19 protein-coding genes and 1 tRNA gene are annotated in these 21,547 nt (G+C 36.3%); 4 read left to right on the top strand and 16 right to left on the bottom strand.

Features of this window, described 5'->3' with window-relative positions; genetic code table 11:
* Positions 1 to 101: 101 nt before the first annotated feature.
* Together AC5LXV_RS04750 and AC5LXV_RS04745 are read right to left on the bottom strand one after the other, a co-directional pair.
* The gene (locus tag AC5LXV_RS04750) at positions 102 to 839 is read right to left on the bottom strand and encodes a carbonic anhydrase (RefSeq protein ID WP_493467503.1); all 738 of its coding nucleotides are present in this window, start codon (positions 837 to 839) and stop codon (positions 102 to 104) included.
* Positions 840 to 1,048: 209 nt separating this feature from the next.
* Positions 1,049 to 1,124 (bottom strand) — tRNA-Asn (locus tag AC5LXV_RS04745).
* Between the two features lie 148 nt (positions 1,125 to 1,272).
* Here AC5LXV_RS04745 and AC5LXV_RS04740 point away from each other — a divergent pair.
* Positions 1,273 to 1,845 carry an LOG family protein gene (locus tag AC5LXV_RS04740; protein WP_493467502.1) on the top strand — a complete coding sequence of 191 codons (573 nt, stop codon included), beginning with the start codon at positions 1,273 to 1,275 and terminating at the stop codon, positions 1,843 to 1,845.
* A 55-nt stretch (positions 1,846 to 1,900) separates the two neighbouring features.
* On the opposite strand, the gene fruA is transcribed toward AC5LXV_RS04740, so the two are convergent.
* From fruA to AC5LXV_RS04680, 12 genes are all read right to left on the bottom strand, one after another.
* Complete coding sequence (fruA, locus tag AC5LXV_RS04735; protein ID WP_493467501.1) at positions 1,901 to 3,604, bottom strand: PTS fructose transporter subunit IIBC; 1,704 nt, start codon at positions 3,602 to 3,604, stop codon at positions 1,901 to 1,903.
* Between the two features lie 8 nt (positions 3,605 to 3,612).
* Positions 3,613 to 4,548: a 1-phosphofructokinase gene (fruK, locus tag AC5LXV_RS04730; protein WP_110434472.1), complete on the bottom strand. Its 936-nt coding sequence runs from the start codon at positions 4,546 to 4,548 to the stop codon at positions 3,613 to 3,615.
* A gap of 2 nt (positions 4,549 to 4,550) precedes the next feature.
* Positions 4,551 to 5,753: a fused PTS fructose transporter subunit IIA/HPr protein gene (gene fruB, locus AC5LXV_RS04725; protein ID WP_110434473.1), complete on the bottom strand. Its 1,203-nt coding sequence runs from the start codon at positions 5,751 to 5,753 to the stop codon at positions 4,551 to 4,553.
* A 198-nt stretch (positions 5,754 to 5,951) separates the two neighbouring features.
* Entirely contained in the window at positions 5,952 to 6,977 is a 1,026-nt protein-coding gene (gene cra, locus AC5LXV_RS04720) for a catabolite repressor/activator (protein WP_493467500.1), read from the bottom strand.
* A 159-nt stretch (positions 6,978 to 7,136) separates the two neighbouring features.
* A complete protein-coding gene (locus AC5LXV_RS04715; protein ID WP_110434475.1) occupies positions 7,137 to 7,892 on the bottom strand; it encodes an iron ABC transporter ATP-binding protein in 756 nt (251 codons plus the stop codon).
* The gene (locus tag AC5LXV_RS04710; RefSeq protein WP_493467499.1) at positions 7,889 to 8,860 is read right to left on the bottom strand and encodes an iron chelate uptake ABC transporter family permease subunit; all 972 of its coding nucleotides are present in this window, start codon (positions 8,858 to 8,860) and stop codon (positions 7,889 to 7,891) included. The genes AC5LXV_RS04715 and AC5LXV_RS04710 overlap by 4 nt, the downstream gene beginning before the upstream one ends.
* Positions 8,850 to 9,809 (bottom strand): ABC transporter permease, encoded by a 960-nt coding sequence (locus AC5LXV_RS04705; RefSeq protein WP_110434477.1) that lies wholly within the window; start codon positions 9,807 to 9,809, stop codon positions 8,850 to 8,852. Before AC5LXV_RS04705 ends, AC5LXV_RS04710 begins: the two co-directional genes overlap by 11 nt.
* Positions 9,810 to 9,817: 8 nt before the next feature.
* Positions 9,818 to 10,774, bottom strand: coding sequence for a siderophore ABC transporter substrate-binding protein (locus tag AC5LXV_RS04700; RefSeq protein WP_493467498.1), 957 nt, complete (start codon positions 10,772 to 10,774; stop codon positions 9,818 to 9,820).
* Positions 10,775 to 10,984: 210 nt separating this feature from the next.
* Complete coding sequence (glnG, locus tag AC5LXV_RS04695) at positions 10,985 to 12,430, bottom strand: nitrogen regulation protein NR(I) (RefSeq protein ID WP_493467497.1); 1,446 nt, start codon at positions 12,428 to 12,430, stop codon at positions 10,985 to 10,987.
* Between the two features lie 11 nt (positions 12,431 to 12,441).
* The gene (gene glnL, locus AC5LXV_RS04690; RefSeq protein ID WP_110434480.1) at positions 12,442 to 13,491 is read right to left on the bottom strand and encodes a nitrogen regulation protein NR(II); all 1,050 of its coding nucleotides are present in this window, start codon (positions 13,489 to 13,491) and stop codon (positions 12,442 to 12,444) included.
* Positions 13,492 to 13,565: 74 nt separating this feature from the next.
* A complete protein-coding gene (gene glnA, locus AC5LXV_RS04685) occupies positions 13,566 to 14,975 on the bottom strand; it encodes a glutamate--ammonia ligase (RefSeq protein WP_034883178.1) in 1,410 nt (469 codons plus the stop codon).
* A gap of 269 nt (positions 14,976 to 15,244) precedes the next feature.
* Positions 15,245 to 15,739, bottom strand: a complete 495-nt coding sequence (locus AC5LXV_RS04680; RefSeq protein WP_493467496.1) for a DUF4952 domain-containing protein — start codon at positions 15,737 to 15,739, stop codon at positions 15,245 to 15,247.
* Positions 15,740 to 15,870: 131 nt separating this feature from the next.
* On the opposite strand from AC5LXV_RS04680, the gene AC5LXV_RS04675 reads away from it, so the two are divergent.
* From AC5LXV_RS04675 to gpsA, 3 genes are read left to right on the top strand one after another with little or no spacing between them, the layout of a single operon-like run.
* The gene (locus AC5LXV_RS04675; protein WP_110434482.1) at positions 15,871 to 16,311 is read left to right on the top strand and encodes a rhodanese-like domain-containing protein; all 441 of its coding nucleotides are present in this window, start codon (positions 15,871 to 15,873) and stop codon (positions 16,309 to 16,311) included.
* Between the two features lie 25 nt (positions 16,312 to 16,336).
* On the top strand, positions 16,337 to 16,819 hold the full coding sequence (gene secB / locus AC5LXV_RS04670) for a protein-export chaperone SecB (RefSeq protein ID WP_034883175.1): 483 nt from the start codon (positions 16,337 to 16,339) through the stop codon (positions 16,817 to 16,819).
* 36 nt (positions 16,820 to 16,855) lie between these two features.
* Positions 16,856 to 17,869, top strand: coding sequence for an NAD(P)H-dependent glycerol-3-phosphate dehydrogenase (gene gpsA / locus AC5LXV_RS04665; RefSeq protein WP_493467495.1), 1,014 nt, complete (start codon positions 16,856 to 16,858; stop codon positions 17,867 to 17,869).
* 593 nt (positions 17,870 to 18,462) lie between these two features.
* Here the strand turns inward: gpsA and AC5LXV_RS04660 are convergent.
* Positions 18,463 to 20,061, bottom strand: coding sequence for a hypothetical protein (locus tag AC5LXV_RS04660; RefSeq protein ID WP_493467494.1), 1,599 nt, complete (start codon positions 20,059 to 20,061; stop codon positions 18,463 to 18,465).
* 315 nt (positions 20,062 to 20,376) lie between these two features.
* Positions 20,377 to 21,351, bottom strand: a complete 975-nt coding sequence (locus tag AC5LXV_RS04655) for an ornithine cyclodeaminase family protein (protein ID WP_493467493.1) — start codon at positions 21,349 to 21,351, stop codon at positions 20,377 to 20,379.
* Positions 21,352 to 21,547: the final 196 nt, after the last annotated feature.

Here is a 21,547-nt window from a genome sequence, read left to right as displayed (position 1 = left end):
ATTTTCATTGAAATAAACTATAATTAATTGATATTTTGTTAATCAATATAACAATCAAAATTGGCTTTATAATAAACATCAATAAAGCCAATTAATTATCATTAATCAACAATAACTCTACCATTTAATGGCTGTAATGGGCGGTTGTTGTCGTGATGCATGGTTGAGTGGAATTTTTCTATTTGTTCCTCTGAGGCGATTGCTGGTTGTTCGAGTACAATCCATCTTACACCTTCTGTACAAGGTGGGGTTGTTAGTGATCCACTAAAGCGGTAATAATCTAAGTTGTTAGGAAATAATGCCCTGATATCTACCGTATTTTCAATAATAGCTTTATTACCCGCTTGTGCTGGCATTTGCTGCCAAATTTTGGCAAGTTCGCGGTTAACTTCACCATGATTAAACATTAAGGCAACCACTGTAAGCTCACCAGCTTTGTTTTGGTAGACAAAGTGGGCTTCCATTGGATAACGTTTGTCTTTGATGGTATTTTCACTTGGGGTATGAAAATGGAATTGTTGTAATATAAAACTTTGATCATCTAATGTTAACTGATTATCACCAGAGATATTGACTTGAATGGTATGCCCATTATTAATAACTTCTTGTTTGCTTGGCTGGAAAGTAAAATTTAATTTTTCATGCTCGGTTTTTAACACATGATCGATATTAATTGGTGACTGATTTTTACCTTTTTGACACGCAGAATAGTCAGGTGATAATTTACCCCAGTTTTCTGGATTTTCTTGGCCTTCATATCCCCAATGTGAGGTTTGCTCTGATGCTGCACAAGATAGACTAGTTACCATTAATGCCGCGATTATTACATTACGTTTCATCTTGATTTTACACTACAGAATTAATTAAGGGAGATTAAATTATACGCCGCAAAAATTTGTCTTTCTAGATAAAATGCTCTTGGTAAAGTAATTAATTTTATTAACTTTGATTAACAGTAAGGCTTGTTTGAAGGTGGGAATTATGGTGATTATTATTAATATATAGATACAAAAAAACCTGCTATAAGCAGGTTCTTGAAAACTGAAATTGGCTCCTCCAACAGGACTTGAACCTGTGACATACGGATTAACAGTCCGCCGTTCTACCGACTGAACTATGGAGGAACACTTAGTGGACAGCATATTAACTATCTATGAGAATTCTGTCAATCAATAAAACATTAATTTAGTTTGATTGCTCAGGTTATGAACAAATTTAATGAATCCTATGCTAAAATATTGATAATATGACATAACGAGTAGAGTAAAACAGATGAAAAAAAATATTTGTGTTTTTTGTGGGGCCAGTGAAGGTAATCGTCCAGAATATCGAATGGCAGCAGAACAATTAGGTATGGTTATTGCCAAACAGAATAGACGGTTAATTTACGGTGGTGGCAATAAAGGTTTAATGGGTATTATCGCTAATGCGGTTTTAGCTCATGGCGGTGAAGTTATTGGTATTATTCCTGAACGATTAGTCAAAGCCGAAACTGCGCATCATGGAATTACCCAATTAGAAGTTGTTGATAATATGCATCAACGTAAAGCAAGACTAACCGAACTGGCCGATGGCTTTATTGCTATGCCGGGTGGCACAGGAACATTAGAAGAGCTATTTGAAGTATGGACTGGCATGCAAATTGGCTATCATGAAAAACCTGTCGCGCTATACAATAGTGAATTTTGGCAACCTATGCTGAATTTTTTAAAACACGCAGTGCAAGAAGGGTTTATTCGAGAAAATTTTTATCAAACATTAATCGTGTCAGATGTTGCGGATGCAATGTTAGAAAAGATGGATAATTTTATTCCCAAAGAGTTAGAACGTTGGGTAAAAAAATAGTTTAAGAGAACAACAAAAAAATGCCATCATCTGATGGCGTTTTTTATTGCATAATTTATTTTACACTAGCTACTTTAGGAACTTGTGCGTCAGTTGTTTTAATTAATGCGTAAGCGACACCCGCAATAACCGAACCAACCACAATTGATAGTAAATAACCAATAACTGGTTTAACCACGCCTGGGATTGCTAAAGCGAATAATCCACCATGTGGAGTCATAAGCTCGGAACCAAATGCCAATGCCATACCACCAGTGATTGCGCCACCAATAATACAACAAGGAATAACACGTAATGGATCACGAGCAGCAAAAGGAATTGCTCCTTCAGAGATGAAACATAAACCTAATACTAATGAAGCCTTACCACTTTCTTGTTCAGCTTTAGCAAATTTTTTAGGTGCAATTAATGTAGCAATACCCATAGCCAAAGGAGGAACCATTCCGCCAGCCATAACCGCTGCCATTGGAGCATATACTTGAGCCGAAATTAAGCCTGTACCAAACGCATAAGCAACTTTATTGATTGGTCCGCCCATATCAGTACACATCATACCACCTAATATCGCCCCTAAAACAACAGCATTAGCAGTTCCCATTGATCTCAACCATTCAGTTAAAGCTTCCATTAGCCATGCGATCGGCGTACCAACAATAAACTGCATAACTAAGCCTGTAACTAAGGTAGCAAGTAATGGCACAATAAGAATTGGTTTTAATGCTTCGAGTGTTTTCGGTAATGGTAAATACTTAGTAATTAACATTGCTAAATAACCAGCAAAATAACCAATAACAATACCACCTAAGAATCCCGCACCAGTAGAAACCGCAAGTAAACCACCTACAAGTCCTGGCGCTAAACCTGGTCTATCAGCAATAGAATAAGCAATATAACCCGCAAGTAAAGGTACCATGAGTGAGAATGCAAGCCCACCAATTTGTGCTAAATGAGATTCACCTACCAGTTTTTGTACACCATCAACCATTTCAAATGAACCAAAAGCAAATGATAAAGCGATGATTAATCCACCTGCAACAACCATTGGTAACATATAAGATACACCAGTTAATAGATGCTGATAGACACCTTTCTTCTCGTTACTTGATTTTGCTGTTGAAGCAGAACTTGTTGGTTGATAAATTGTAGCTTCTTCGAAAGCTCTATCTAATTCTTGTGCAGTTTTTTTAAGCGCTGGACCGGTTTTAGTTCGGTACATCTTTTTACCTGCAAACTTACTTAAATCGACATCTATATCACATGCTACAATCACTACATCAGCTGAAGCCACCTCTTCTGGCGTTAATTCATTACCAACACCAACCGATCCACGAGTTTCAACTTTACACCACCAGCCACGTTTTTTCGCTTCTTCTTCAATCGCTTCGGCGGCCATAAATGTATGCGCAACACCTGTAGGGCAAGCTGTGACAGCTACAATGCGTTTTTGTCCGTTGTTTGAAGTCGCAACAGCAGCAGAATTAGCCGACTGTTGATAAACAGTTGCTTTACTTTGTGCTTCATTCAAGATTTTTTTAGGATCAGCAAAAACATCATTGAGGTCATTAACCACATAAACTTTTTTGCCAATAACAGCTTTATCGCTAATATTACCATTACCAACCGAAATGATAGTATCGGCTGATGTAGCATTATCAACAAGTTTAAAATTTAAAGAATTAGCGGCTAGCGCTAATTCCGCTTTAGCTAAACGCCCGTTAACTGGGCCTGAATTACTACCTTCTACAATATATATATTCATGAATACTCCTATCCCGCGATTATTTCAATTTTTTCTGACATGTCGGTAACCGCTTGACGGTCTGACACACCAACACCAGCTTGTCCAACTGATAAAGCGGCAACACTAGATGCAAATACTAAGGTGTCTTTAATTGATTGATTTGTTAATAAACCATACATTAATCCACCGACCATTGAATCACCAGCACCAACAGTACTTACTACCTTACATTTAGGCGGTTTGGCTAACCATGCTTCATGTTTAGTTACCCATAAAGCACCTTGACTTCCTAGTGAAATGACTACGTTTTCTACTCCACCATCGATAAGTTCCATGGCTGCAGTTTTGATTTCTGCTAATGTGGATAATTTTCTGCCTACCCACATTTCAAGCTCTTTATCATTGGGTTTTATTAACCAAGGTTTAGCTTTTAGTCCGGCGACTAAAGCCTCTCGGCTACTATCAAATACCACTTTAGGACAAATTGCTTTAACTTGTTTCATCCATTCTGTGAATTTTTCCAGAGATACTCCAGCCGGTAAACTGCCACTAATGGCGACCATATCTATCTCTTTTAACCATTCTAACGAATTGGTGACAAAGGTTTGCCAATCTTGCTCGCTAATAGTAAAACCTGAAAAATTTAGGTCGGTTACATCACTATTTTCCTCAGTTAATTTCACGTTAATCCGAGTACGTCCATCAATGGTTTGAAATTTATCAACAACATTTAGTGATTCAAACAGTAAATTAAATCCATCACGATTTTCTCTGCCTAAAAAACCACCCACTGTTAATTTAATACCAAGATCGGATAATACTTTAGCAACATTGATACCTTTACCAGCTGCAAGTAACGCATTGGTTTGAACTAAATTCACATCACCAAGTTCAACTTTAGGACAAAACCCTAATAGATCATAAGCAGGATTTAAAGTGATAGTTGCAACACGATAAGTCATGATTAAGCACCCTCACCTAAGCCGCTTTCAATAGCTTTACCGATGGCATCTAATACTTGTTCGGCATCATCACCAACTGCTGTAAATTGTAAACGACTGCCTTTTTTTGCACCTAATGCAACAATCTTCATTAAACTGGTTGCACTAACTGGTTCATTTTTACCATCGAGATTAGCAACAGTCACTTTACTATTGAACTCTTTTACCAATTTAACAAGAACTGATGATGGACGAGTGTGTAAGCCATTTTCATTTGGAATAACAAATACGCGACTTAACTCTTCACCATTACTAGTAGATGTTGCGTTAGCAGCTGTATTTACAGTGGCTGTTTCTGATTTTTCAGATGATACTGACTGAGTTCCTGATAAAAGTAGATTATTAAAATCATCACTATTTGCTGAAATTAATTGTGCTAATTTTTGGTTATAAGCTAACGCAGCAATATTATTGGCGATAGTTGCCACACTATCATCAATAGCCGAAATGGTGATAAGGAGCTTAACTGGTTTACCATCTTGATTAAAATCATTTACTGTACGGCTGATAGCAATCGCATTTTTTAAGTTGCCTTCGCGACTATCATTTAACCATACGCCATTACCTAAATAATTTGGTTTATTATCCAGTACATTGGCAATAAAGTTAGCATTAACCGCATTGTGTTGTTTTAAACGTGAAGCATTCAAGGCTTGTAGTGTTGCTAAGCTATCGGCTTGAATATCCAATAATAATGAAGAGGCATCAATTGCAAATTGACTATCTTCTGCGCTTTCTTTACCAGTCAGAATAGCCAAAGCTTCGTCTGCTGTTTGAATTTTTTTGATTCGTTCTTCAACGCCATCGGCACCAAGAACATGTGTTAATTGGCGAAGCAACTCTAAATGCTCATCAGAACTTGCTGCAATACCGATAGCCAGATAGGCTTTTTCACCATCATCCCCCCACTCAACACCTTGAGGGAAACAGAAAACTTGCACACCGGTTTTTTTAACTAAATGACGAGTTTTAGGAGTACCATGAGGTATGGCAATACCAATACCTAAATAGGTTGCCGCCTGACCTTCACGTTCAAGCATACCATCAACATAGCCTTCTGCGACAAAACCAGCACTAGTTAATGCTGCGGCAATCTTCTTAATTGCCTCAGTCTTGTTAGTTGCTTGTTCATTTAAATGAATATCTTCTTTAACTAAATGAAACATATAATAAATACCTCTGGGTTATAATGTTGGGTCTACTAAAAACAACTCAGCAATCCCACAATCGTTATTGAATCATATTGAATCGTTTCAGCAATAATGAATATAAAAAGCCTAATTATCAATTAAATTATATCTATTAATTCAAAAAATGTGATCTAGATCTGCTTTTTAACTCAATTTAACTACTTTTATGTCTATTTACTTTGACTTTTTAGCAATTTTTCGACTCAGTTTACCTCGATAAATCAAGCGGCGAGGAATAACGGTAGTTCCTGGTTGATAACTCTTGTTATGCAAACTATCAAATAATAATTTAATGGTTACTTCAGATACTGATTTATGATCTTGGGAAAGTGCAATCAATTTACAAGGTAAAAAATCAAGTAACTCGTTATCACCAAAAGTGGCAATGGTTAAATTATCGGGTAAATGTCCAAACTTTTTCAATATTGCATCAATAGTACCTTGTAATAGAGAAAAAGAGGTAGAAAAAATACCGCTAGGTAGATCATTATTCGCTAACCATTGACTAAAAGTAGCTTCGGCATCGCGACGACTATAATTATTTGCACACAAAAAATCAACTTTATTGCCATACTTTAAAGCGATTTCTTTAAAGCCTTTCATGCGAAGCTGGCTAACAGACAAATTGGGTAATGCGCCAATATAAGCCACCGTTCCATTAACACATTGATAAAATGCTTTGGCTAACATTTCAGCATCTTCTTTATCTGAGCCAACAACATTTCTAAATTCTGAGGCTGATAATGTTCTATCAAGTGCAAACAATGGGGTATCACTGTTTTGCCAACCGTTATAAAAAGCATAATCTGAGTCGGCAACAAATGAAGAAGAGATAATTAACGCATCAACTCGACGCTGTTTTAAATGTTTAACACACTCTTTTTCAATTTCAGGATTGTCTTCAGAACAAGAAAGTAATAGCTGATACCCCTCTTTTCTCACCAATTGCTCTAAATAGTTAGCAATTCGGGTATAACTTATATTTTCAAGATCGGGAATAATTATACCAATTGTGCGTGTTTTACCTGCTCTTAATCCTGCGGCAACGGCATTGGGTTGATAATTATACTCGTTTACTACCGCCATTACTTTTTCAACAGTTTTATCACTAACTCGGTATTGTTTAGCTTTACCATTTATCACGTAGCTAGCGGTTGTCCTTGACACCCCAGCTAACAATGCAATTTGTTCTAACTTCATGAATATATCTCAATAAAAAAATTATCAGTTATTTAACCTTAACTTAAATTAAATGTAAACAAAGTTATCATTTTGCGTTAACGATTATATAAGTTGAGGAATTGTACACAAGAAGGATTTAGTGTGAATCTAAATCCTTTCAATTAAAGGAATCAGTTATTAATAATAAATAGCGATATTTTGATTATGAATGTTTTCTATTTTCACTGGCGTATCAAATATCTCTTCTAAAATGGCTGAATTCATAATTTTTTTGGGACTGCCTTGATAAACTAGCTGGCCATCTTTCATTGCTAAAATATAATCTGAATAAACGGAAGCAAAATTAATATCATGAATAACAATAACAATTGTTTTGCCAAGTTCATCGGCCGCGCGACGTAACTGTTTCATCATGGCGACTGCGTGTTTCATATCGAGGTTATTTAATGGTTCATCAAGTAATACATAATCAGTATCTTGACATAGCACCATGGCAACATAAGCTCGTTGTCGTTGTCCACCAGAAAGCTCATCTAAAAAGCGATCTTTATATTCTGTAAGATTTAAGAATTCGAGTGCTCGATGAATATGCGCTAAATCGTCTTGATTTAATCGCCCTTTTGAATAGGGATAACGGCCAAAACCGACCAGTTCAAAAACAGTTAATCGGCTAGTAAAACGGTTCTCTTGTCTTAATACTGATAAGTAGGTAGCCAGTTTGTCACTCGGGGTATTAACCACATCCATATTCTGAATTTTTACTTGTCCTTCATCAGCCAATAATAGACGACTAATAATTGATAATAATGTCGATTTACCCGCACCATTTGGACCGATGATGGCGGTAACACCACCTTGGGATATGGTCGCATTCACATTTTTTAAAACCGGTATGGTTTGATATTTTTTACTAACATTATCAATTTCTATCACATCGGTACCTTTTTCAAAATTAAGAAGATGAACAATGAACCACCAATAAACTCAATGACAATGGATAGTGCACCGACCATATTTAAAACATGCTCTAAAAACATCTGTCCACCGACCAGAAATATAACCCCTAACAAAAATGCTGTTGGCAATAAAAAACGATGTTGGCTTGATCCACTAATACTATAAGCTAAATTGGCAATAAGTAGGCCTAAAAACGTAAATGGACCTACTAATGCGGTCGATATTGAAACTAATACCGAGACCAACAATAAAATAATGGTGACACTTTTTTGATAGTCGATACCAAGATTTATTGCATTATCCCGCCCTAAGGCTAATACGTCGAACCGGAACCGCATTCGCCATAAAAATAGACCAATTGTGGTGGCGATAACTAATGAAAAGACAATTAATATCGGTTCAGCGCGAGTAAAAGTTGCAAATATTCGACTTTGTAACACTGCAAATTCAGTTGGCGTCATTAATCGTTGTAACAAATTAGAAAAGCTACGGAACAGTGTCCCTAAAATAATACCGATTAATAACACTAAGTGCAGATTCTGTTTAAGTTTGGTAAATAATCCACGATACAAAAAAAGAGAAAATAAAATCAATAGTAATGACTCAAAGATAAATTTACCGACAATGCCAATATAAGGAATACCTTGTGCATCAATAAAAAATATCACTACAGTTTGAATCAATACAAACAATGACTCAAACCCCATTATTGAAGGCGTTAAAATTCGATTATTGGTAACAGTTTGAAAAAGCAATGTCGAAGTTGCCGCGGAAAAGGCGACTAAAATCATGGTTAACACGATCCAAGCACGATGTGTCAGAATGTAGCTAATATTACCTTTCAAATTAAATGTCATGAAAAAAACAACACAAAAAGTGGCAATAGCCAGTAATAGTAGTACAGTTTTTCGACTAGAAATATGGCGTTTTTGATTAACTAGCATGGCGTTTTTTACTCAACAACACTAAAAAAATAACAGCCCCAACTACACCAAGAATAACACTGACAGGAATTTCGAATGGGTAACGGATCACTCGTCCAATGATGTCGCATAACAAAACAAGTCCACTACCGAATAAACAGATCCAAGGAATAGTTTTGCGAACATTATCGCCAAATAATAAACTAACAATATTGGGAACAATTAATCCTAAAAATGGCAAGACGCCAACAACCACAACCACTATCCCGCCTATCAGCGCAATCACCACCAAACCGGTTAACATTACTCGATTATAATTAAGTCCAACATTGACAGAGAAGTCTCGCCCTAAACCGGCAACCGTAAAGCGATCTGCACTCCAACAAGCAAGTAAGGTTATAGCACCGACTAACCATAATAGTTCATAGCGACCTTGCAAAATACCTGAAAAGTCACCCGATTCCCAACCGCCGAGTGATTGCAATAAATCAAAATACATGGCAAAAAAAGTACAAATTGCACTAATTACTGCGCCAAGCATGATGCCAATAAGGGGCACCATCAACGCAGATTTAAAGATGATTTTTCGCGAGATGAACATAAATAGCATCGTACCAGCCATAGCAAATAAGCTAGCTACCACCATTTTCATCATCACACTTGCCCCCGGTGCCAGTACCATCATCACTAATAAGCCAAGGCTGGCTGATTGAGTAGTACCAACTAATGAGGGTTCCACGAATCGATTTTGGGTAAGTAGTTGCATAATTAAGCCAGCCACACTCATTGCGCTACCGGCTAATAGTAATGCCACCGTTCTTGGTACTCGGCTAACAAAGAAGATCTGTCGCATATTACTGTCAGACCATAAATCGGCTAACGTGACATGCCCCGCACCAATAAATAGGCTTAATGCAGCCATTGCGAATAAAACAACAATGCCTGCAATAAAGTAAACCGTTTTAGACATGGTTTAGATTAGTTAGCTGATGTTTTTTGTAATACATCACTTATTTGATCCATCAAACGACTATAAGTTTGAATACCGCCTGAGATATACATAGAAGTAGAATCTAAATATACGATGTGGTTTTGTTGCCATGCATCGGTCTTTTGAATCAATTCATTATCTAAAACTTGTTGTGCTGATTGCGCTTCTTTATTGCCAATTGCGTTATCTCTATCAAGTACAAATAACCATTGTGGATTAACGCTTAACACAAATTCAGAAGTAATCGCATTGCCATGACGACCCGCTTCTTGGAATGTTGCTGCCGGTTTAAATCCTAACACATCAAAAATAAAGCCAAAACGTGATTTAGGACCATAAGCTGACATTTTACCGCCATTAACCATAATCACTAAAGCGGTTCCTGCGGTGCTGGTTTTTGCTTTTAAGCCTTCAATTTTTTGATTAAAATCATCAAGTAATTTTTTCGCCTCTGCTTGTTTAGCAAAAATAGTACCTAATTGTTCCGTACGCTCAGTTAAGCTTGCCACAAAATTATTAGGATCAATATCAAGCGAAATTGTCGGTGCAATATCACTTAATTTTTTATAGACATCATTGGCGCGCCCACCGGCAATAATGACGTCCGGTTGTAATGAACTTAATACTTCATAATTTGGTTCAAATAAAGTACCGACATTGGTATAAGTTTTATCTGCATATTTAGATAAAAACTCGGGGAAATGTACATCAGATTGGGGAACCGCGGTAACAGGAATATTTAATGCATCAATAATATCAAGTGTTGCAGTATTAAATACCACCACTTTTTTCGGATTCTCAGGAACGTCGGTTTTACCTTGAGAATGTTCGACCGTTATTGATGTTTTATTAGCGGCAGGTGCTTCTTTTTTATCATCACAACCAGCCAAGGCAAATAAAGCGGTCAGTAATACTAAAAATTTAACTTTAATAGATGAAAACATTGTAACTCCTAATTATTAGCTTAGTTCAAAAGCGCGTAAATGATAAATAGAATAATTATCATTTTCACTGAATTGTAACTAAAAATAAATAAGTGTTCAATGAACTTTGATAAACTTTGATAAACAAAAAAATCAATAATAAATAAGCTGATAAAAGTATCAGCTAATAAGGTTAAATTTAGGGCTGATTGTTGAGCTATTTTCTGTCAATTAATGCCCGTTTTTAGGTGCGTCAGTTAACTCTTTAAGCTTTCTAGTTAAAGTATTTCGCCCCCAACCTAAAAGATTAGCTGCATCTTGTTTATGACCACGAGTAAAATTAAGCGCACATTTCAATAAAATCCGTTCAACATCAGTAACAGTTTGTGTCAATATCCCCGTTTGACCGGCTAATAATGCTTGCTTAGCCCACTGCTCTAACATCACTTTCCAATCGGTTTCAGGTAATATGTGAGAATTGGTACTTATATCACAATTAATCCCTGTAGCAGGTGCTGATGACTGTAATAGTTCAGGTGGCAAATCTTGAACAAAAATTTCACTGTTTGACGACATCACGGTGACCCAACGGCAGACATTTTCCAATTGTCTAACATTGCCTGGCCAATTAAACATACATAACAGATTAAGTGCATCAGGACTTAGCACTTTACTCTCCACGCCTAACTCTTTGGCTGTGGTACGTAAAAAATGTTCAGCCAGTTTGGGAATATCTTGTGCTCTATCTCGTAATGGTGGTAATAAAATGCGAATAACATTTAAACGATGAAATAAATCTTCTCTAAATTTACCCTCTCTTACTCTTGCTTGAAGATCCTGATGAGTGGCGGCAATAATACGCACATCAACCTTAACCGGTGAATATCCTCCAATTCGATAAAATTGGCCATCAGCAAGCACTCTTAATAATCGCGTCTGCACATCTAACGGCATATCACCAATTTCATCTAAAAACAGGGTTCCACCATTAGCTTGCTCAAAACGACCGTGCCTGATTTGCGCGGCTCCGGTAAATGCACCTTTTTCATGACCAAACAATTCAGACTCAATTAAATCCTTAGGTATAGCAGCCATATTAAGTGCAATAAAAGGAGAATGCGAACGTGGACTATGAGTATGCAGTGCTTTGGCGACTAACTCCTTACCTGTTCCTGATTCACCATTAATTAACACACTAATAGAGGATTTGGAAAGTCGACCAATAATACGAAATACTTCCTGCATTGAGGGGGCTTCACCAATAATACCTGTAGAGGCTTTATTGCTAGAAGGATTACTCGGTTTATTGCTTTGAGTGTGTGAAATAGCCCGTTCGACCAATTGAATGACTTCATCGACATCAAAAGGCTTAGGAATATAATCATAAGCCCCTTTTTGATAAGCATTCACCGCTGCATCAAGATCCGAATGAGCCGTCATAATAATCACTGGCAAATTGGGCATTTGCTCTTTGATATAATTAAGTAAAGATAAGCCATCGATCCCCGGCATTTTGATGTCGGATAATATTACGGCAGGTTTTTGCGGATGATTAACTAAAGCATCAATCACTTCTTGACCACTTGAAAAGCTGATGCAATTAAAATGCGCATTGGTAAGTGCTTTTTCTAGCACCCATCTAATCGAACTATCATCATCAACAATCCAAACATTCATTTTAATTAACCTCATTGTTTGATTGGCAAATAGATAGAAAACTCAGTGTGTCCCGGCCAGCTGTTAAATTCAATCTTACCATGGTGCTGATCGATAATATTATGCGCTATCGATAACCCTATACCGTTGCCACCTTCATAACCACTGACCATCGGATAAAACAACGTATCTTGAATATGCACTGGAACCCCTGGCCCATTATCTTCAATATCAATACGCGCACAAAGTCGGTAACGCTGACCATGTAAAGTAACCTGAAATGCTGTTCGCGTCCTAATCGTGATAGAACCCGTTTTTGAACCAATCGCTTGTATCGCATTACGGACGATATTTAAAACTACTTGTTCGATCTGCTCGGAGTCATGTACCAGTTCTGGCAAACTAGGATCATAATCGCGAATAATCTCAACATTTGACGGTTTTTCTAAACATAACAAGGCATAAATTCGCTCTATGGCTTGGTGAATATTCTGCTGTGTTTGCTGTAATCGTTGTTGCGGACCTAATAATCTATCAACAAGATTTCTCAATCTATCTGCTTGTTCAATAATAATTTGTGTATAATCTTGCAACTCATTTTTAGGCAGTTCTCGCGATAATAATTGTGCTGCACCTCTAAGCCCGCCTAATGGATTTTTAATTTCATGCGCAAGTCCACGAACTAGTTCACGCGCGGCATTCTGTTGCGCTTGCTGTAATTGCTCTTGACTTAACTTTTTATGACTATTCAATGGTGCCATTTCGATCAAAATGCGACCATTAGCTAACAATTGCGCCGTCAGTGATAAAATATGCAATTCATTGTTTATCACTAAATTTACTTCACTATCAGTAAAACCTTGGTTTTGATCTAAGGCATTTTGCATCAATTCAAGGTCTAGTGAAAAATACCCCAATAAATCGGGAAGGTAACTATCTAATATTTTTTTCGAACTTTGGGCAAGTAACTGTTGTGCCGCCGTATTGGCGTAAACAATATTGAGTTTTTTATCAAGTAATAAAATATTAGTTATCATTGAATCGAGAACAAGATTCGCATCAGATTCATTATCAAAAGTCATCGTAGGCTCTCCGTTCTCTTTAGATACCACCGCCAAATAGCGGTGGTTAACGCTTCAAATAGTAAAATAATGACTTATAGGCTATAGTACAATTCAAATTCAACCGGATGTGGAGTCATACGTACACGATCTACATCTTGGCGTTTTAATTCAATATAAGCATCAATAGTGTCATTAGTAAACACGTTACCACGAGTTAAGAATTCACGATCGGCATCTAAAGCATTTAGCGCTTCTTCAAGTGAACCTGCAACTTGTGGAATTAATTTAGACTCTTCTGGTGGTAAGTCATATAAGTTTTTATCCATCGCATCACCCGGATGAATCTTATTGATAATCCCATCTAAACCAGCCATTAATTGTGCCGCAAATGATAAATATGGGTTACCCGCTGGATCTGGGAAGCGAACTTCAATACGACGCGCTTTAGGGCTAGTAACCACAGGAATACGAATTGATGCAGAACGGTTACGCGCAGAATAGGCAAGCATAACTGGTGCTTCATAACCTGGTACTAAACGTTTATAAGAGTTAGTTGCAGGGTTAGCAAAAGCATTGATCGCTTTAGCATGTTTGATAATACCACCGATATAGAATAACGCCATTTCAGAAAGGCCAGCATATTTATCACCAGCAAAAAGGTTTACGCCATCTTTAGCTAGCGATTGGTGACAGTGCATACCAGAGCCGTTATCACCAAACATTGGTTTAGGCATAAATGTTGCAGTTTTACCATAAGCATGAGCAACATTTTGGACAACATATTTATAGATTTGAACTTCGTCAGCTTTTTTAGTTAATGTGTTGAAACGGCAAGCAATCTCATTTTGACCCGCTGTTGCAACTTCATGGTGATGTGCTTCAACCACCAAACCAAGTTGTTCCATGATTAAACACATTTCTGAACGAATATCTTGTGATGAATCAACCGGCGGAAGTGGGAAGTAACCACCTTTAACTCCCGGACGATGACCTTTATTACCTTCTTCGTATTTAGTACCTGAGTTCCAAGCAGCTTCGATATCGTCAATATGTACAAAACTACCAGACATTGGTGAGCCAAAACGCACATCATCAAATAAGAAGAATTCCGGTTCTGGTCCAAAAATAACCGTATCAGCAATACCTGATGATTTCAAAAACTCTTCAGCGCGTTTAGCAATTGAGCGAGGATCACGGTCATAACCTTGTAATGTCGCTGGCTCTAAAACGTCACAACGAATATTTAATGTTACATCTTCAAAAAATGGATCAATCACTGCGCTTGATGCATCTGGCATTAACACCATATCTGATTCGTTAATCCCTTTCCAACCAGCAATGGAAGAGCCATCAAACATTTTACCATCTTCAAAAAAATCAGCGTCGATTTGACTAACAGGAATGGTAACGTGTTGTTCTTTACCTTTAGTATCAGTAAAACGTAAATCAACAAACTTAACATCGTTTTCTTTTATTAGCGTTAAAACTTTTTGTGTAGACATGTAGCTTCTCCATTAAGGACATATAATATAAGTGTTCAGTTTAAAGGCCGATTTGCCTATTTATTAAATGATATGCAAATATGATGCCAATTTGTTAACCACTATTTTTGCATGGTTGTTATTGGTTAGATAATAGCAAAAAATAACATTAATGCACCAAAATAATGCATAAGGCACCAAAATAACGCACCAAAATGTAACATAAAATTACTTATGCTACATTTTTGCTGAACTTGAACATCATTAATTTGCTAAAAAGTGTTGTCGATTTAAATATCGTATTTTCGAAAACCGGTTATGGTTAAATAAAAAGTCGTTTCATCCCAATCACGTTTGAGTGTTTCACCTGAAGAAAACGACGCCTCATATAATAAGTTATCCTTTGGATTAACGATCATTACTGGTTTTTGTTGTTCCCAATAACAGCATAAATATTTCAGATCCCCCATTCCCATAGTTTTAATCAAATATTGGTGGGCTTGCTTAGCATATTTACCGTCAACTTTATAACTTACTGTTATTGGCCATGTTTGACCTTCATCTTGCATTTGACAATCATAATATTGAAAATAATCAGGTGCATTAGCATCAATTTCCAGAAAAAAATCTCGACAGGTTAAATTTGGATCAAATAGTAGAGGTTCAGTTTGATTACCGTCCATTAGGTTAATGAGGGGGGAATTCTTTGTAGAATTATCAGCAAAAACGGAAGGAATGACAGTCAATAAAAGGCATAACAACAAAATAACTCTTTTTAATATCACAGATTTTTCCTTTCTTATTCTTTAAATCTTATCAACTTAAAATAAGATTTCTCCCTTTAGGTCTATATTTCAGTAGACAATATCGTTATAATCTTAACTTATTTTTTATAAAACTAGGTAATCATAAAAGTATGGACTTTGTTACGCTCGAAATTATACCTTTTATCAAAAATCACCTTTTACTTTCATTAGGTTGGATTGTGTTGTTTGTTGCAATCATTGTGTTAACCGTGAAAAGTAAACTATCAAAAGTGAAAATAATTAATAACGCGCAAGCGATCAATATGATGAACAATCAAAATGCAGTTATTGTTGATATTCGCTCAGCAGATAGCTTCAAAAAAGGGCACATTACAGAATCTCACAACATATTACCCATCGATATTAAAAATGCCAGCGCGAAAACTATTGATAAATTCAAAGAAAATATCATCATTGTGGTTGATGACAATGGTTTAACATCAGCAAGCATCGGTGAAGTATTAGTCAAACAGGGTTTTTTGCATGTATTTACATTAAAAGATGGTATTGCTGGATGGAACGGCGAAAACTTACCATTAGTTAGAAAATAATATAATTTTAAAATAAGGTTTTATCATGACTGAACAAAACAATACACAACAACCAGAAACACAATTTGCGATTCAACGTATTTATATCAAAGATGTTTCATTCGAAACTAACAATGTGCCAGAAATTTTCACAAAACAATGGCAACCGGAAATGAATTTAGAACTAAATTCAGCATCACAAGCATTAAGTGATGAAGTACATGAAGTTTCTTTACGTGTTACTGTAACGGTAAAACAACAAGAAGAAGTTGTGTATATTTGTGAAGTTACTCAATCAGGTATTTTCTCACTTATTGGATTTGACGAGGCACAAATTCGACACTGTGTTGGTGCTTATTGCCCTAATATTTTATTCCCTTATGCGCGTGAAGTTATTTCAAGCTTAGTGAACAAAGGAACATTCCCACAACTTAATTTAGAACCGGTAAATTTTGAAGCACTGTTTATTAACTATTTACAACAGCAAGAGCAAGAAGCTCAAAACAAAGCTTCTGAAACTATACAATAATTGTTAGATTAATTAACAAAGTCTAGTGGATTGTTTATGAGTACAAATGCTGCAGTGACAGTTATTGGTGCGGGTTCTTATGGAACCTCGCTAGCTATATTACTAGCACGAAATGGTCACGCCACCTTATTGTGGGGACATAACCCTGATAAAATGGCTGTTTTGCAGCATGATAGACAAAATAGACAGTTTTTACCGGATATTCCTTTTCCTGACCAACTGCAAATTGAAGCAGACCTGCAAACTGCCGTTGCTGCTTCACCTATTTTATTAATCGTTGTACCTAGCCACGTTTTTGGCAGCATTCTTAAACAAATTAAACCCTTTTTAAGAAAAGACAGCAAAATCGTTTGGGCCACCAAAGGCCTTGAAGTAGATACCGGTCGATTATTACAAGATGTTGCACGAGAAGTGTTGGGAAACAAAATCCCATTAGCGGTAATTTCGGGTCCAACTTTTGCCAAAGAAGTCGCATCTGGCTTACCAACAGCTGTCACCGTTGCGTCCACCGACGAACAATTTTTAACTGAATTACAAAATTTATTCCACTGTAGTAAATCATTTCGTGTTTATAGCAGCAAAGACTTTATCGGTGTTCAACTTGGTGGTGCGGTTAAAAATGTTATTGCCATTGGTGCTGGGTTATCGGATGGACTGGGTTTTGGCTCCAATGCGAGAACCGCTTTAATTACACGTGGACTAGCCGAAATGATGCGTTTAGGCGAAGCACTTGGTGCCGATCCTGCCACCTTTATGGGTATGGCTGGATTAGGGGATTTGGTGCTAACATGTACCGATAATCAGTCACGAAATCGTCGCTTTGGTATTTTACTAGGTCAAAACAAATCGATTCAGGAAGCGCAAGATATCATAGCTCAAGTGGTTGAAGGTTGTCGAAATACTAAAGAAGTTTGGACGTTAGCGCAAAAATATCATGTTGATATGCCTATCACAGAGCAAATCTATAAAGTGCTTTACGAACATAAAGATCCAAAACAGGCAGCTATGTCATTACTGGGGCGTTCACAAAAACAAGAGCTAAAAAGCTAGTTTTAAAGCAAACAACCATCCTTCCCTCAGATTATTTTATTTAACCTGTTAACTTTGTTGTTACGGCTAATAAATTAGTATTAACATCAATTTTAGCTCTAATAAATTTTTACTTTTTTTAATTTACTCATCATATGACTAAATTGAAATCGGAACTATTTATACATTTATAATGTAGCAAATTTATATTTTTTAAAATTGATTATTGGTTATTTTTTTAAAAATAATCGAGGAGTCTCGGTCATCAACCAATAATTATTAACTAAAAATAAAAAAGTTAAATAACCTAAACAATATCCTTGAATACAGCAATCATTTAGAATAACGAGCAGTAAAAAATTATTGTTAACTACCCTCATTTTATACTTTATAAAGTAGGTTATCTTTTTGTAAAAATAATTAAGGAGTTCATAGCGCTTTATAATATTTATTCTGAATAATTAGAGAGTTACAACATAAAACTCAGCATGCCTATGTTCACACAATATTGCGTTCAAGCTCGCTAATGTTGCCCATTTGATTGTAAAAGAAAAAATAACGAATCAATAACGAATTGTTATTTTCTATTTTAATTGCTCTACTAAAAATAAAAGCTAAGGCACCACGCAAAGCCCTCTTCCTTCATAGTCTAGCCGACCCCAACCGATATGACCATGGGAGGAATGAACAATGTACGGATCGCCATCTGTCGGGTGATGATCACTTGTCCAGTAGCCATCTCGACCATAAAAGCCAAAGCTAGCATCAGAATAGTAATACATATCACCCCACTCAGAAAAGAATCCGGCATCAATTCTACGTTGGTAATAATTATTAGGTGACGGATAAATAGCACCAACATTTGCACCTTCACACCAATGGCCTGAATTTATTCCTTGACAAGATGCGTTAGTTAAATCCTTTACCATCGGCAAACGGTAATTTATATTTTCACACCATTTTTCTGTATCAATATAGTTATAGTACTTTCCCTCTTTATTTCCACGGTTGACAAACCATTGCTTTAATTTAAATCCATACTTGATAATAGCATTACCATTGTCGTCTTTACCAACCAACTCAAATGTTTGCGGTAAATTAGGTCTAAGTATTTTTATTTCATTTGCTATTTCATTGGGCCTATCTGAATTCCATTGTTGTTTCGATGCAACAGGGCCTGTTAGTGTAACTTTAACACGGTTACCAGTAGAGTTTGCATCAATCGTAGCTGTAATACCATTATGCTCAACCGGTTCCCACTTTAAAGGACCACTACCAGCTATCTCTAAATCAAAATATAAATGGTCAGCCCCCGTAGACGGAAAGTTTAAATAATAAAAAGATGGATTACTAGACTGAGGAATAAAGCCCTTATTTTCATTCCACATGCTAATAGGGCCTCGAAAATCGACACCGTATGCCCACGAATCTGGTTCACTATTTTTACCATATTTTAGATTAGGTTTAGCAAAGCAAACCTTTGGCAAAGCCTTAGGATTAATATAATAAGTGGCAGTACTTGCATTAAAATTTGAACTTTTTGGAAACCCATAACGGGTAGTTAAAGCACCTCCAGAACTATTCAATGTCAATTTATAGGGCGCGTTACATATATCCAATCTTGCGTTACGGGCGACCGCTTGGTTATTGTTATCAACGATGGTTAAACTTAAGCTACCATTGGCCGAAACACCATTACTACCTTGACCGTCACCATCATCGTCCCCCCAATAAAAGTAAGGTGCGCCAATAAGTAAATTTAACTCGATTGAATTAGTATTAATGGGGATAAACATCTCAACATTAGCTAACGTTTCACCAAAATTAGGTAATTCGATTGGATTGGATTGTGTTGAATTATTAGTTGTCGGCGTGAGTCGAGTTCCATTGGATAAGCTTATCCCAAGCAAACCATCAGTATCCATTACTCGAGTATGACCACCATCTAAGGTTAAATACGGCGCATGACCATAAATAAAATTGCTAGTTACCGACGTTAAAGCTTTACAGGGATTGCTAGCCAGCATCAGCAAAATAGATAATATCAGTAAAAAGATCTGCCACCCTTTAAAGGAGCGACCAAAATAGCTTAGTAAAGAACTTATGATTTTATGACAATAAAAATTAAACTGAAAGACTAAACCTTGAGGGTTAAAATTAGATGAATTGAGATCTAAAGTTGGGCAGATTGGGTGTTGGGCATTATAATGCATTCCGACATTCCTGTCAATTAATATTTTGTTTTATTTGAATTTATCTTAACTTAACCGATTATTTAATAATCAATTTAATAAAAGTAAAATTATAATGTGTTGAAAAAACTACTCAACTTATTTTAATTATTTTAATCATTTTAATTGTTAACTTTTGTAAATATTCTTGCTAATTTTCACTTTGAAATAGTGAGAAAAAATACCAATTTTTAAGGTATAAATACCATTTAAATGTTAAGTTAGATTAGAAGAATTTTGATGCTCTCCCCCTTAACGCTATTTTTTAGGTAAAGGGGGTATTTTTTGACGGAAAGATTAGATATTCGTTCCAAAGCCCTTTTGTTTGGCTTTCTGATAAATATCATAACCAACATAGACATCTAAAACAGCCGTTCCCACTGTTTTAAATAACGTGATTTGCTGATCGTTATGACGACATTTTTGTGGATCGCTAACTAAATCTCCCAATTCATAAAAATCTTGTTTTGTGACTAACTGTTGATTAATTGGGTCGATAATATCACCAGCTTCAGCAAATACGCCATCTTTAGTATCAAGTACACGAATATCAGCGTTTTCAACAATATTACTAGGAATTTCGTGCATTTCTGGAGTGTAAGCTCCCACGCCATTGATATGGGTTCCCGGCTTAACCAGATCGCCATTAAAGGTAACCACTTTTGATGTGGTGACCGAGGTAATAATATCGGCTTGGTGAATATCTTCATCCAAATTATGAGAAAAATAGAGATTAGCAGAAAAATGGGCGAAGCGTTTTTTCATCTCTTCGACAAACGCCTTGCCTTTACTGGCATCAAGCCCATAGATCGCTACATCGGTTAATTGACGGACAGTTAACATCGCTTCTAATTGGCAAGCTGCCTGACCACCTGTGCCGATTAACACCGCTCGTTTAGCATCTTTTCTGGCTAATAAATCGGTGGCAGCACCTTGTACCGCACCGGTTCGCAATTGGGTAACAAATGTGCCATCTAATATCGCACAAACTTCGCCCGTTTGCGGATCAATCATAAACACTTGCGCCGGAACCGATGGTTTTCCCAGTTTCGGGTTATCAGGAAAAACTGAAACAATCTTTAAACCAACAACATCGTTTTCTTTAATATGGGCAGGCATAAATAGACATTGTCCTTTTTGCATATCAAAGTTGATGCGTAAAGGCACTTCACTATTACCTTGAGTATAAATTTTTAGTGCTTGCTTATCGGCGGCGATGGCATCTTGCATGCTATAGAATTGTTGAATATCATGGGCAGTTAAAATTAGCATTTTTATTCCTTACTGTTATTTAACATTTATTTTACTTTTTTGTTATCTGATGTCTATTGTTTAATCTTTTATAGCAAAATTTAAAATACAACTTATTGTTTATTAATGATATGAATGAAATGAATTTTGCTTTCTTGTATATTTAATTTATTTTCACTATTATTACATTGTGCAATATTGCACGGAAATTGAGAAA

The sequence above is a fragment of the Gilliamella sp. LMG 34359 genome (assembly GCF_984569085.1).
The sequence above is the reverse complement of the archived record's forward strand: the minus strand, read 5'-3'. Positions and strand labels throughout refer to the sequence as shown.